8 protein-coding genes and 1 pseudogene are annotated in these 13,829 nt (G+C 62.4%); 6 read left to right on the top strand and 3 right to left on the bottom strand.

Going from position 1 to position 13,829, the window contains the following annotated elements:
* Positions 1-229: 229 nt before the first annotated feature.
* Positions 230-2,344 carry a glycine--tRNA ligase subunit beta gene (glyS, locus tag EFD56_RS31905; RefSeq protein ID WP_126907117.1) on the bottom strand — a complete coding sequence of 705 codons (2,115 nt, stop codon included), beginning with the start codon at positions 2,342-2,344 and terminating at the stop codon, positions 230-232.
* Between the two features lie 245 nt (positions 2,345-2,589).
* On the opposite strand from glyS, the gene EFD56_RS31900 reads away from it, so the two are divergent.
* From EFD56_RS31900 to ubiA, 5 genes are all read left to right on the top strand, one after another.
* Positions 2,590-4,899, top strand: coding sequence for a Tex family protein (locus EFD56_RS31900; RefSeq protein WP_126907116.1), 2,310 nt, complete (start codon positions 2,590-2,592; stop codon positions 4,897-4,899).
* A 133-nt stretch (positions 4,900-5,032) separates the two neighbouring features.
* On the top strand, positions 5,033-6,292 hold the full coding sequence (locus EFD56_RS31895) for a cyclopropane fatty acid synthase (RefSeq protein ID WP_126907115.1): 1,260 nt from the start codon (positions 5,033-5,035) through the stop codon (positions 6,290-6,292).
* A 34-nt stretch (positions 6,293-6,326) separates the two neighbouring features.
* Positions 6,327-6,908, top strand: coding sequence for a histidine phosphatase family protein (locus tag EFD56_RS31890; RefSeq protein ID WP_126907114.1), 582 nt, complete (start codon positions 6,327-6,329; stop codon positions 6,906-6,908).
* A gap of 312 nt (positions 6,909-7,220) precedes the next feature.
* A complete protein-coding gene (locus EFD56_RS31885; RefSeq protein ID WP_064834000.1) occupies positions 7,221-8,033 on the top strand; it encodes a MipA/OmpV family protein in 813 nt (270 codons plus the stop codon).
* Positions 8,034-8,191: 158 nt separating this feature from the next.
* Positions 8,192-9,151, top strand: coding sequence for a 4-hydroxybenzoate octaprenyltransferase (gene ubiA / locus EFD56_RS31880; RefSeq protein WP_004680406.1), 960 nt, complete (start codon positions 8,192-8,194; stop codon positions 9,149-9,151).
* An 82-nt stretch (positions 9,152-9,233) separates the two neighbouring features.
* On the opposite strand, the gene EFD56_RS31875 is transcribed toward ubiA, so the two are convergent.
* The gene (locus EFD56_RS31875) at positions 9,234-9,800 is read right to left on the bottom strand and encodes a DUF6101 family protein (RefSeq protein WP_004680407.1); all 567 of its coding nucleotides are present in this window, start codon (positions 9,798-9,800) and stop codon (positions 9,234-9,236) included.
* A 300-nt stretch (positions 9,801-10,100) separates the two neighbouring features.
* Between EFD56_RS31875 and EFD56_RS31870 the strand changes: the two genes are divergently transcribed.
* Entirely contained in the window at positions 10,101-13,436 is a 3,336-nt protein-coding gene (locus EFD56_RS31870) for a DUF1217 domain-containing protein (RefSeq protein WP_126907113.1), read from the top strand.
* A gap of 167 nt (positions 13,437-13,603) precedes the next feature.
* Here EFD56_RS31870 and EFD56_RS31865 read toward each other — a convergent pair.
* A pseudogene (locus tag EFD56_RS31865) lies at positions 13,604-13,829 on the bottom strand (IS481 family transposase); the annotation flags it as partial.

Raw genomic sequence — 13,829 nt, 5'->3', positions numbered from 1 at the left:
CGATCTGGCGTCTCGTCGCCATCGCCATTACCAACATCTCTATCGCCGTCTTGCACGCCGCCATCAGGCCGATCGCCATCGGCCAGCTGCTCCATCGACTGCGAGAGCCGCCGCGAAGGCGGCGCGCCATCGCACATCGACGGATAAGTTAGCGCCTATGGGGCTTGACCCGAGGACCCACCGCCGCAAGCGCTGCGCCACCTTAAAGCACCCAACCGAAACCCGGCTCTTACCCCGAAATCTTCGAAAAATCCGCCACGGTTCCCGTCGCTTCGCGGATCAGCCGCAGCAAAGCCAGGCGGTTGGCGCGGATGGCGGCGTCCTCGTCATTGACGAGCACCTCCTCGAAGAAGCGGTCGACCGGGCCGCGCAGCTTGGAGAGTGCTTCCATCGCCGAGCGGAAATCTTCGCCGGCCACAGCGTCCGCCGCGTCCTTCGAGGCGCTTGAGATCGCGCTAAACAGCTCCTTCTCGGCGTCGAGCTTCAGGAGCGCCGGCGACACGCCGTCGGCGATGACAGTGCCCTTCTTTTCCTCGGCGGCAAGCAGCTGCGTCGCGCGCTTGGTGCCGGCAAGGAGGTTCTTGCCATCCTCCGAGGTGATGAAGGCGGTCAGCGCTTCGACGCGGCGCGCCACCATCAAGAGGTCGTCGGCATCTGGCGTCAGCACCGCGTCGATGAGATCGTAACGGGCGCCCTGATCGCGCAGATAGACCTTGAGACGGTCGTGGAAGAAGGAAAGCAGATCGCCATCCCTGGTGGTCGCCAGAAGCGGCAGGCGAACCCTTCGCTCCAGCAGGATCCTGACGACGCCGAGGGCTGCCCGCCGCAGCGCAAACGGGTCCTTGGAGCCGGTCGGCTTTTCGTCGATCGCCCAGAAGCCGGTGAGCGTATCGAGCTTGTCGGCAAGAGCCAGCGTGATCGCCACCTTGTCTTCCGGCACCCGGTCCGACGGGCCCTGCGGCTTGTAGTGATCTTCGACGGCCGCGGCAACGGAGGCGTTTTCGCCCTGCAGCACCGCATATTTGCGGCCCATCAGGCCCTGCAGCTCCGGGAATTCGCCGACGGCTTCGGTGCGCAGATCGGCCTTGGCAAGCACGGCGGCGCGATCGGTGAGCGCCGGATCGGCGCCGGTGATAGCAGCCAATTCCTTTGCCAGCGCCCGGATGCGGGCGACGCGCGCGCCCTGCGTGCCGAGCTTGGCATGGAAGGTCACATCGAGCGCGTCGAGCTTGGCCATGCGCTGGTCGAGCGGCTTCTGCAGGTCGAGGCCGAACTTTGCCGCCGAAGCGGCGAGCGTCTCGAGATCCGGCAGGTTGCCCTGGTCGCGCTTCCAGAAATGCAGCGCGTCCGAAAGTCGGGCTCGCACTACCTTGCCATTGCCATGAACGATCTCTTTGCCGCCGTCATGTGCCTGGATGTTGGAGACGAGGATGAACCGGTTCGATAGCGTGCCCTCGCCCTGCCTGCGCGTGACGAAGCACTTCTGGTTGGTCTTGATCGTCAGCCGGATGATTTCCGAGGGTATGGAGAGGTAATCCTCCTCGAAGGACCCCATCAGCACCTGCGGCCATTCGACGAGGCCGGAGACTTCCTCCAGCAGGCCTTCGTCTTCCACCAGTTCCAGCCCGTTGGCAAAAGCGATGTCGCGCGCGTCGTGCAGGATGATGTCCTTGCGCCGCTCGGCATCGATGATGACCTTCGCCTTTTCGAGGCTCGCCGCATAATCGTCGAAGCGCCGGACGGTGATTGCCTCGGGCGCATGGAAGCGGTGGCCATAGGTGATGTTGGAGGCGATGATGCCGTCGATCTCGAAGGGAATGACGGTGGTTTCCTCATGCTCGGGGCCGAAGGTGCAGACGATCGACTGCAGCGGCCGCACCCAGCGCAGCGCGCCGGGCTTCGAGGAGGCCTTGCCCCAGCGCATCGACTTCGGCCAGGGAAAATCGCGGATGATGCCGGGTATCACCTCGGCGACGATCTCTTCCGTCGCGCGGCCGGGCTTGGAGATGACTGCGACGTAGAAATCGCCCTTCTTCGGATCGCTGACCACCTGCGCCTCGGAGACCGACGAAAGGCCGGCGCCGCGCAGAAAACCTTCGATCGCCTTCTCGTTGGCGTCGGTGCGTGGCCCCTTGCGCTCTTCGCGCACATCGGCCGAACGCGCCGTCAGACCGTGAATGTCGAGCGCCAGCCGCCGCGGCGTCCAATATTCGCGCGCGCCCTCGTAGGACAGACCGGCTTCGACGAGCGCATCGGTTACGAGCTTCTTCAGGTCGCCGGCAGCCTTGCGCTGCATGCGGGCAGGAATCTCTTCGGAGCGGAGTTCGAGAAGAAGGTTCGGCATGTCACACTTTTCCTTGCGCCCGCGGGCAGGGCGATCCAAAACGTTGCTTCTGCTATCAAAGAATGCCGCATCTGCACAACCGCAAAAACGGAAGAGAGCGATGGCGTGGATGGTTGGTTGGCGTTGGGCCGTGCAGCCCCCAATACCCAACTTCCGCTGTGGAAACCACAGTCGGGCATTGCCTTGCCGCTTTTCGCCGCTATGGTCCCGCAAATTTCGTCGAAACAGGAAATTCAGGGAAGCCCATGGCCGCAGACCTCCGTTTTCTCGCAGCCCGCATCGCGTCCGAAATCAATGCCCGGCCGGATCAGGCCAAAGCCGCGATCGAGCTGCTCGACGAGGGCGCCACCGTGCCCTTCATCGCACGCTACCGCAAGGAGGTGACGGGCGGGCTTGACGATACGCAGCTGCGCGATCTCGCCGAGCGGCTGGTCTATCTGCGCGAACTCGAAGCCCGGCGGGCCACGATCGTCGAATCGATCACAAGCCAGGGCAAGATGACCGACGAGCTGATGGCCAAGGTGGCCGGCGCCGGAACCAAGGCCGAGCTCGAGGATCTCTATCTGCCCTATAAGCCGAAGCGCCGCACCCGCGCCGAAATTGCCCGCGAACGAGGCCTCGGCCCGCTTGCCGAGGCGATCCTTGCCGACCGCATCAGGGAGCCGGCGGTGCTCGCCGAAGGTTTCATCAACGCTGATGTCGTCGATGTGAAGACGGCGCTTGAAGGCGCGCGCGACATCATCGCCGAAGGCATTGCCGAAAATGCCGACCTGCTCGGCAAATTGCGCGCCCATATGCGCCAGGCCGCGCTGCTGAAGGCCAAGGTCGTCGACGGCAAGCAGGCGGCGGGCGAGAAGTTTTCCGATTACTTCGATCATTCCGAACGCTGGGCGACCGCCCCCGGCCACCGCGCGCTCGCCATGCTGCGCGGCTGGAACGAGGAGGTGCTGACGCTGACGATCGAGGCCGATGCCGACACCGCCTCGCCGAACAAGCCGGTCGAACGGATGATCGCCGCGGCCTATGAGATCGGCGCGAGCCGCCCCGGCGACCGCTGGCTGATGGAGGTCGCCAGCTGGACCTGGCGCGTCAAGCTTTCCATGTCGCTGTCGCTCGACCTGATGCGCGAACTGCGCGAGAGGGCCGAAGAAGAGGCGATCCATGTCTTCGCCCGCAATCTCAAGGATCTGCTGCTTGCCGCACCCGCCGGCTCGCGCGCGACCATGGGCCTCGATCCCGGCATCCGCACCGGCGTCAAGGTCGCCGTCATCGACGGCACCGGCAAGGTGGTTGCGACCTCGACGGTCTACCCCTTCCAGCCGCGGAACGACGTGCGCGGCGCCCAGGTCGAGCTCGCATCGCTGATCCGCAAGCACAATGTCGAGCTGATCTCGATCGGCAACGGCACCGGCAGCCGCGAGACGGAAAAGCTGGTGGCCGACATGCTGGCCGAGTTGCCGGCGCCGAAACCGACCAAGGTCATCGTCTCGGAAGCGGGCGCCTCGGTCTATTCCGCCTCGGCAACCGCAGCGGCCGAGTTTCCCGATCTCGACGTGTCGCTGCGCGGTGCCGTCTCGATCGCCCGGCGTCTGCAGGATCCGCTCGCCGAACTCGTCAAGATCGAGCCGAAGTCGATCGGCGTCGGCCAGTACCAGCACGATGTCGACCAGCAGAAGCTGTCGCGTTCGCTCGATGCCGTCGTCGAAGACGCGGTGAATGCCGTCGGCGTCGATCTCAACACGGCGTCGGCGCCGCTGCTCGCCCGCGTCTCCGGCCTTGGGCCTTCGATTGCCGACGCCATCGTTCGCCACCGCGACAGCGAGGGCCGCTTCGAGACGAGGCGCGATCTGTTGAAGGTCGCCCGCCTCGGCGGCCGCACCTTCGAGCAATGCGCCGGCTTCCTGCGCATCCCGAACGGCAAGGAACCGCTCGACGCTTCCTCCGTCCACCCGGAGGCCTATGGCGTCGCCAAGAAGATCGTCGCCGCCTGCGGCCGCGATCTGCGCGCGCTGATGGGCGATAGTGCTATCCTAAAGTCGATCGATCCACGCCAGTTCATCGACGAGACATTCGGCCTGCCGACGGTGCGCGACATCATCGCCGAGCTGGAGAAGCCCGGCCGCGACCCGCGTCCGAGCTTCAAGACCGCGACCTTCGCCGAGGGCGTCAATGAAATTTCCGACCTGAAGCCCGGCATGGTGCTTGAGGGAACGGTGACCAATGTCGCCGCCTTCGGCGCTTTCGTCGATATCGGCGTGCACCAGGACGGTCTGGTGCATGTGTCGCAGCTTGCCGATCGCTTCGTCAAGGATCCGCATGAGGTCGTCAAGGCGGGCGATGTCGTCAAGGTGCGGGTCGTCGAGGTCGACGCCAAGCGCAAGCGCATCGCTCTGTCGATGAAGCGAGATGACGGTTCTGCAGCACCGCCGCCGCGTGGTGATTCTCGCGCAAACCAGGGCTCGCGGCCGCAGAACGAAAGACGGCCGGCGGCGCCGAGACAGGAGAGCCAGGGTGCCTTCGGCGCCGCGCTGGCCGAAGCGATGAAGCGAAAATAAGGGCTTAGCCGGCATTTCGGCAAAAATGCAACAGTTTGGCAGCGTTCTTTACAGAGTGCTAAATCCGGCGCTTGTAAGGCGAAAGAGATCGCCTAAGTTGATGTGACCATCCTGTCACATTTGCGAGGCGTCCATGGCGTCGGCTTTCCTATCGATCGTCCAGCAAATCATCCGCAAGGGTTCGTTGAAACTTACCCTTGCCAATGGCGATACTCATATGATCGGCGACGGCACCGGCGACATGGTGGTCGCCAGGCTTGCCGATCAGGAGGCCGAAGACGCCATCCGCCGCGACCCGACGATGAAGCTCGGGGAAATGTACATGCAGGGCCGGTTCATTCTCGAACAGGGCAACATCTATGATTTCCTGTCGCTGGTGAAGCAGAACACCACCAACGAGATCTTCGATTTCAAGATGGCGGCGCTGCTTCTCGGCCGCATTGCCTTGCAGCAGCTGAAGAGCCGCCTGCCGGTCAATCGCAACAAGCACAATGTCGCCCATCATTACGATCTGTCGGCCAAGCTCTTCGATCTTTTCCTCGATGAGGACTGGCAATATTCCTGCGCCTATTTCAACCCGCCGGGCATTGGTCTCGACGAGGCGCAGCTTGCCAAGAAACGCCATATCGCCGCCAAGCTCCTGCTTGAGCCGAACCAGCGCATCCTGGAGATCGGCTCCGGCTGGGGCGGCATGGGCATGTATCTGGCGGAGGCGACGGAGGGCGCCGATTTCACCGGCATCACGCTCAGCGAAGAGCAGCTGAAGGTATCCCGCACCCGCGCCGAAAAACGCGGCCTTTCCGAGCGCGTGCGGTTCGAACTGCAGGACTATCGCACCATGACCGGCAGAAAGTTCGATCGCATCGTCTCGGTCGGCATGTTCGAGCATGTCGGCATCGGCAATTACGGCAATTTCTTCCGCAAGGTATCCGATCTGCTCGACGACAACGGCGTCATGGTGCTGCATTCGATCGGCCGTCCGAAGCCGAGCTTCGGCACCAATGCCTTCATCGAGAAGTATATTTTCCCGGGCGGCTATATCCCGTCCGTCGGCGAGGTCGTGCCGCCGCTCGAAAAGGCAGGCCTTCTGGTCAAGGATGTCGAAGTCCTGCCGCTGCATTATGCCTATACGCTGCGGCATTGGCGGGAGCGTTTCGTGGCGCGCAGGGCCGAGGCCGTGGCGCTTTACGACGAGCAGTTCTTTCGCATGTGGGAATTTTATCTGGCCGGTTCCGAAATGGGATTCCGCTGGGATGAGCTTTTCATCCTGCAGATCCAGATCGCCAAGAACCAGTTCGCCGTTCCCGACAATCGCAATTACATCGCGGAAAACGAAGCGAAGCTGAAGGAATTCGAGGCGCGGCGAGCGCCACTGGAAAAGGTGACTTTCTGAGCGGCAGCGGCCGAACCGATGAGAGGACATGCCGATGAGCAGCGCGTTTCCAGAGATCTACCTCGTCCGCCACGGCGAGACTGAATGGAGCCGGTCGGGGCGCCACACCGGACGCAGCGACGTTCCGCTGACGACGGTGGGCGAGGCCGCCGCTCGCAAGCTTGCCGAGCGGCTTTCGGGCCTCTCCTTCGCCGCCGTCTGGTCGAGCCCGTCCGCGCGCGCCCGCAAGACCTGCGACCTTGCCGGCTTCGGTTCCGGCGCGGTGATCCGCGACGATCTCGCCGAATGGGACTATGGCGCCTATGAAGGCATCACCACCAAGGAAATTCTGGCGAAGCGCCCCGGTTGGCAGCTTTTTCGCGACGGCTGCCCGAATGGCGAAACGGCCGCCGATGTCGGCGCCCGCGCCGACGCCGTCGTCGAGGCGCTCCGCCAGGCAGCCGCCGCGATCCTGATTTTCTCGAGCTCGCATTTCCTGCGCGTGCTTGCCGCCCGCTGGCTCGGCCTGCCGCCCCAGGGCGGCGCGCTTTTTTCCCTCGATACGACAAGCATCAGCATCCTCGGCTACGAACACGACCTGGCCGAACCGGTCATTCGTCAGTGGAACCAGCGGTAGGATGCGGCGTGGGACTTCTTGCTGGAATCCGAAGGCTGCCCCTCACCCTAACCCTCTCCCCGTAAAGACAGGGAGAGGGGACGTGCCTTGCGAGACGTTGGTGAGGGACGGAGAGATTGCGGCATATCCCCTTCGCCCCGCAGGCGGGGAGAAGGTGCCGGCAGCCGGATGAGGGGCCGCTCTCGCCGGTTTCCTAAGCCCGGATGCCGCGCCATCTCGTCCCTGTGGTTAACATTGGCGTAACGACCTCACTATAAATGTAGCCGCCGCCGCCCTCCGCGGCTTTGTTTTTGCGTTTTCTGGAGTGCGGACGTGTTTCATCGATCAGTCGTATCGATCTCTTTCATTATCGCCTTTTCATCCATCGCTCCCGCCGCCGCGCAGGACAGCGGTCAGCATTTCTGGTCGGGCGACTGGTATCTGAATGTCGGCGTCGCCGGCTTTTCCGCGCCGAAATTCGAAGGCGCGTCGCGCAACGAGTTCAAGTTCAGTCCGCTGATTTCGGTTGGCCGGCAGGGCGCGGGTCCACGCTTTTCCTCGCGCAACGACAATCCCTCCTTCGCTCTCATCGACAAGGGCGCCTTCCGCGCCGGCATTGTCGGCAGGTTCGTGCCGTCGCGCGACGACGGCGATGGCCGTGAGCTGAAGGGCTTGCGGAAAGTCAAATGGGGTGCCGAGGCCGGCGGCTTCGTCGAGGTTTATCCGACCGATTTCCTGCGCGCCCGTGCCGAAGTCCGCCAGGGTATCCGCTCCCATGATGGCGTCGTCGCCGATCTCGCCGTCGATGCCTTCACCGATATTGCACCCGACCTGCAGCTGTCGGGCGGTCCGCGAGCGACATTTGCGACCAGCGGCTATTACGACGCCTATTATGGCGTCAGCGCCAAGCACGCTGCAGCAAGCGGCCTTGATCCCTACAAACCCTCCTCGGGCATCCAATCCTATGGCGCCGGCGCGGCGTTGACATGGAAGGCGACCGAAAACCTCTCCGCAAGCTCCTTCCTGGAGTATAAGCGGCTGGCCGGTCCCGCCGCCGACAGCAGCCTGGTGCGCGAGCGTGGCTCGAAGAACCAGGTGCTGATCGGCGTTTCGGCGACCTACAAATTCAATTTTTCCCTGCAATGATTGCCGGCGCCCGCGCGTCTCTTCAGGGGCGCGGGCGCTGCCGGATTGTGAATCGCTGCATAATTTAGTCCCCAAATCGAGTCCGACCCAAAAAGCGTGCACGCGGCAGCCGGCGATCGCTTCTTGACCGGATCGCCGGCGGGTCGCTAGATGGCGGCATGCAAGATAGTGGCGACTTCAACGACCGCGTCTCCGACGCGCCTTCCGACAACTGGGTCTACCGGATCCTGCCGCCATGGCTCTGGCCCTATGCGCAGCTCGCCCGCTGGGACCGCCCCATCGGTTGGCAGCTGCTGATGTGGCCGTGTTTCTGGTCGGCGACCCTTGCCGCCAATGCGGCGATCGACAAGGGGGTTTATTCCGGCACCCTGCTGGTCTCCCATCTTATCCTCTATTTCATCGGCGCGGTCGCCATGCGCGGCGCCGGCTGCACCTATAACGATCTCGTCGATCACGAGATCGACATGCAGGTGGCGCGCACCCGTTCGCGCCCGCTTCCCTCCGGCCGCGTCACGCGCGCCCACGCGAAGATCTTCATCGGCCTGCAGGCGCTGGTCGGGCTTTTCGTGCTCCTGCAGTTCAACTGGTTCACGGTTTTTCTGGGCCTGCTCTCGCTCGGCATCGTTGCGCTTTACCCCTATGCCAAACGCTTCACCGACTGGCCGCAATTTTACCTCGGCCTTGCCTTTTCCTGGGGCGCGCTGATGGGCTGGGCCGGCATTCTCGGCGGCCTCTCCTTTGCCGCCGTCCTGCTTTATGCCGCCTCGGTCGCCTGGACGATCGGTTACGACACGATCTATGCCCATCAGGACAAGGAGGATGACGAGCTGATCGGCGTCCGCTCCACCGCCCGCCTGTTCGGCGACAGGACGAGGACATGGCTGATCGGTCTTTACGGGCTGACGCTGGTGCTGATGTTTGTCGCCTTCGCGCTTGCCGGCGCCAATCTCATCGCTTTCCTGGCGCTGCTCGGCGCGGCCGGCATGTTCGCCTGGCAGATCGTCCGGCTCGATATCGAGGATGCCGCCCAATGCCTGGCGCTCTTCAAGTCGAACAACCGCGTCGGCCTGATCATCTTCTTCGGCCTCTTCGTCTCGCTGCTCTTCGCCATTCCCTGAATGGAGCGACGCGTGAAACGACAAAACCCGGCGCGGACGCCGGGTTTCAAATGGTTGCGAAAACCAAGTGTCGCGATATCGCTCAGTTGCGGGCGATGATTTCCTTGCCTTCGATCCGCATGGCGACGCCGAGCTGGCCGGTGGTGCGGCGCACCAGGAAGCGTGGCCGGCGATTGGCGAAGTAGGAATGGCGGCGCCGCGGCTTCAGATCGCCGGTGCGCAGGGCGCCGATATGGTCTTCGAGCGGCCGCGCGACGCCGTCGGCCTCGACCATCAGCATCGGAATGCGGAAGGCCTCGGACCAGCTGCGCCAATCGGCGGCGATATCGCTGAGATCATGGGCGACCAGCAGCGGAATGCAGAGCTCCGGATCGGCATGGTGGAGTTCGAGCGTGACGGTCACCTCGCCGTCGCCATGGTCGATGGCGCGGGCGGCGACACCCTTGAAGACGCGCTTCGGCAGGGCAATCGAGAGCGGCAGGCCGCTGGAGGGGAGGACTTTGCGCAGCACCGCGCCGCGTTCGTCCAAGGTGATGCTGACGTCATCCGAACAATCATGGATGGCGTAGCTGACCTGCTGCGGGAAGCGGGACGGATCGAGACGCAGCGTCGTGCCAGCCCAAGCGGGCTTCAAAACGGGATTGTTCATTTCATTCTACCCTTGTCTTACCTGAGAGCCGGTTTGCGGTCTTCTCCTCGGGACTTTTCGTCCTCTATGGCCGACAATAGGCGGGCGCCCTTCCGTACAGCTTAAAAATTGCGGTTAAGAAAACTTTGCCTCCCCTGATGGTTATCAAAACCGAATCCGGCAGGGTTTCCGGAAGGTGAACGGTGTGCTGACCTGAAATGACGCAACCCAGAGGTAAGTCTCGGGTAAGCTTTGCGTGGCAAAATGGGCTCACCGGCAGTTCGTCGTTCTTTTAGAGATTTTGCCAAAAGGGCGCTTTTGATGATTACGGCTTCCCTCGCTTATTCGATCCTGTCGAAGGATATGACGTCGAGCCTCAACAAGGTTGCGTCACAGGCGACGGTCAAGAAGGATGCGCAATACTACGCCGACCATATCAACAAGGTCAAAGACGTCGACGATTTCCTCGGCGACTACAAGCTCTACAGCTATGCGATGAAGGCCTATGGCCTTGAGGACATGACCTATGCCAAAGCCTTCATGAAGAAGGTGCTGGAAAGCGACCTCACCGATCCCAACAGCTACGCCAACAAGCTCTCCGATACGCGCTACCGCGAATTCGCCGCCGCCTTCAATTTCAACGCGCCTGACAAGGACGTGCAGACCGATGCCCAGGAGGACGATCTGATCGGCCTCTACAAGCAGTCCTTCGTCGATGCCGACAAGGCGGCAGCCGCCGAGAGCACCTATTACAGCAACAATATCGACAGCGTGCAGACTGTCGACGACCTGGTCAACAATACAAGGCTGCGCACTTATGTGCTGAAGACCTTCAAGATCGATCCGACCTACGCGTCGAAGGATTTCCTGCGGCAGGTGCTGACGAGCGATCTGAGCGACCCCACAAGCGTCGTCAACACGCAAGGCGGCGACAAGTACAAGGCGCTTGCCGCCCAGTTCAGCTTCAATGCCGACGGTACCGTCACCGGTACGGCCCAGACGACAGCGCAGAAGGCCTCGGTCATCGAGACCTACACCCTGAATTCCCAATCCGTCATCATCGACAATTCGGTCGGTTCCGACGTTGTCTACGTCAGCAAGACGGCGGCCGACTACAACAAGGCCTATTATACCGCCAAGATCGGCACGATCACCAATGTCGACGATCTCGTCGCCGACGCCCGCCTGACCTCCTACATCAAGACCGCCTACAGCATGGGCGCCGACTTCACCGCGCCGGCGCTGCGCATGGTCCTGACCGATCCAAGCTATGCCCAGCTGATGGGCTTTACCAATGTCTATAACGCCTTTAACTTCAAGGCGGACGGTTCGACCTCGACCACGGCCCGCGCCCAGACGATCGACCAAGCGAACAAGCTGGCGTCGGCCGCCTCGAGCACCGCCAACTATTACAGCGTGACCTCGCAATCGAGCGGCATCACCAATGTCGACGACCTGCTCGCCGATAGCGTCATGGCGCGCTACATCAAGGATGCCTATGGCCTCGGCGTGAATTTCAGCAATGCCGAGCTGAAGAACATCCTGACCGACTCGTCCTATGCCGCCGCCCAGGGGCAGGCCGGCCTCAATGCCGACTTCAACTTCAATGCGGATGGGTCGATCAACGGTTCGGTGATTCAGACCGCCGCGCAACGCAAGTCGACGACCGACAAATCGGCGGCGAACGCGGCCCACTTCAACGCGATGATCGGCAATGTCACCAATGTCGATGACATCATGTCCGATCCCGTCGCGGTCAGCTATCTCAGAACCAGCATGCAGATCGCCGACAGCGTCTCCGACGCGACGCTGCGGACCTTCCTCGTCGATCCTGCGGCGGCCAGCGCCCAGGGCTATAGCGACGTCCACGATCTCTTCAATTTCAAGACGGATGGGTCCGTCGCGACGCTTCATGCCACGCAGACCGCCGCGCAAAGCGCCAACACGACAAGCAAGGCCGACAGTGCGGCCGTCTATTACCAGTCGACCATTGCCGGGATCTCGAATGTCGATCAGTTGCTGGCGGACCAGAAGCTCAACAACTTCGTGCGCAATGCCTACGGCATCCCATCTACCGTCACCGACGTCGATCTTCGCGCCATCCTGACCGATCAGAGCGGCACCGGCACCTATGCGAATGTCGCCGCCGCCTTCAATTTCAAGGCCGATGGATCGCTCGAGGATGGCTTGGCGGCGCAGACCTCCAGCCAGATCACCAACACGAAAATTGCCGCCGGCGCGCGCACCGACGATTATTCGTCCCGCATGGCGACGATCGCCAATGTCGACGAGCTCATCGCCGATCCCGCCATCACCAATTTCCTGAAGAGCACCTACAATCTGCCGTTCGACATCTCGAACGCCGAGCTGAAGAGCATCCTGACCGATGCGACGGCTGCAGCAGCCGCCGGCCATGCCGATCTCAACGCCGATTTCAACTTCGCTGCCGACGGATCGCTGCCGGCCGTCAGCTCGGTCCAGACGGCCGATCAGGCGCAGACCACCAATGACAACTATATGGCGCGCTATGACGACGAGCGCGACGAGGCGATCGAGGAGGTTGCCGACAATTACTCGAGCATGATGGCCGACAGCACCAGCCTGCTCGATACGGCCGAGATCAAGACCGTCAACGATTTCCTGCGCACCAATGCCGCGGCCGATTTCAAGAAGAGCAACGACAAGCTGCCCGATCCCTATCACGTGGCGCTGCAGGCCTTCGGCCTGACGGACCAGGAAGTCCCGCGCTCGATGATGCGCAAGATCCTGACCAGCGATGCCTACGACCCGAACGGCTATATCGCCTCGCTGAAGGACGAGCGCATCACCAACCTTGCCCGCGCCTTCAACTTCGGCCCCGACGGCAAGGCCGCAGCACCTCTGCAGGCGCTGCCCGACGCGACCCTGGCCAAATACGCCACCGACTACAAGGCGCATGTCACCATGCTGCTGAAGGCCGGCCCGGTGAAGGACAAGGCATCGAAGGACGCGACGACCGAGGTCGATTATTTCGCTAAGGGTATGGCGAAGGTTCAGTCGCTCGACGATTTCCTGGCCGACAGCCGCCTGACCGATCTGGTGCTGAAGGCGAACAATCTCGACCCGAAGAAATACGACAAGGCGACGCTGAAGAAGATCTTCACCTCCGATCCCGACGACAAGAAGAGCTACCTGAACACCAAGGCCGATGCGCGCTTCAAGGATATCGTCGCCGCCTTCAACTTCGACAAGGACGGCAATCTGACCCGCGCCAAGATCGGCACCATCCAGAACAAGGCAGCCGAGGCGCATACGCAGGACCTCTACGTCAAGCAGACGCTGGAAACCCAGCAGGGCGAAAGCAACGACGGTGTGCGCCTAGCGCTCTATTTCAGCCGCAAGGCCCCGAACATCACCTCGATCTATTCGATCCTCGGCGACAAGGCGCTCTATCAGGTGATCACCACCGCCTACAGCCTGCCGGCGCAGATATCGAGCATGGACGTCGCCAAGCAGGCCGATCTGATCAATCGCTTCGTCAAGCTTGAAGATCTCCAGGATCCGAAGAAGGTCGACAAGCTGCTGCGCCGTTTCACCGCCATGTATGACGTTCAGAACAACACCCAGCAATCGCCGGCGCTGCAGCTCCTGACCGGCGGTGGCACGCAGCAGGCTTAAGGTAATTCCGGCAGGAGCGCGGCGTTTGGCGCGGATGGTGGCGCCTGACCCCAACCTTACGGGGGGGCGAGCCACTCGTCTCCCGTCGGTGGTGACGTCGGCGCACCAGCCTCGTTTGGCGAGAAAGAGCTAACCCCATACTCCGTCATCCCAGGCCTTGATGTAAAGCCCGGATACATACCTGACAGATGTTCGGAGACATGCCTGACACTCAGTCCGGGCTTTTGAGATCGATTTTTGCGACCTGAGTTGCGCCGAAGAATACACCGTAGAGACCGTCGTACTGGAGCGGACGGATGGCGAGGCGTTCGGTTTTGAAGGCGTTGGGCACGCGCCAGAATCGCCCCTTGAAGCTGACATAGCCCTTGGTTGTTCCAACGCGGCGCACGATCT

It is taken from the genome of Rhizobium phaseoli (genome assembly GCF_003985125.1).
GTDB lineage: Bacteria > Pseudomonadota > Alphaproteobacteria > Rhizobiales > Rhizobiaceae > Rhizobium > Rhizobium phaseoli.
This window is presented reverse-complemented; position numbering and strand designations above follow the sequence as displayed.

Coding starts and splice junctions, on each gene's coding strand:
- EFD56_RS31895 (WP_126907115.1), top strand. CDS start 5,033: ATGGCGTCGGCTTTCCTATCGATCGTCCAGCAAATCATCCGCAAGGGT.
- EFD56_RS31870 (WP_126907113.1), top strand. CDS start 10,101: ATGATTACGGCTTCCCTCGCTTATTCGATCCTGTCGAAGGATATGACG.
- ubiA (WP_004680406.1), top strand. CDS start 8,192: ATGCAAGATAGTGGCGACTTCAACGACCGCGTCTCCGACGCGCCTTCC.
- EFD56_RS31890 (WP_126907114.1), top strand. CDS start 6,327: ATGAGCAGCGCGTTTCCAGAGATCTACCTCGTCCGCCACGGCGAGACT.
- glyS (WP_126907117.1), bottom strand. CDS start 2,344: ATGCCGAACCTTCTTCTCGAACTCCGCTCCGAAGAGATTCCTGCCCGC.
- EFD56_RS31875 (WP_004680407.1), bottom strand. CDS start 9,800: ATGAACAATCCCGTTTTGAAGCCCGCTTGGGCTGGCACGACGCTGCGT.
- EFD56_RS31900 (WP_126907116.1), top strand. CDS start 2,590: ATGGCCGCAGACCTCCGTTTTCTCGCAGCCCGCATCGCGTCCGAAATC.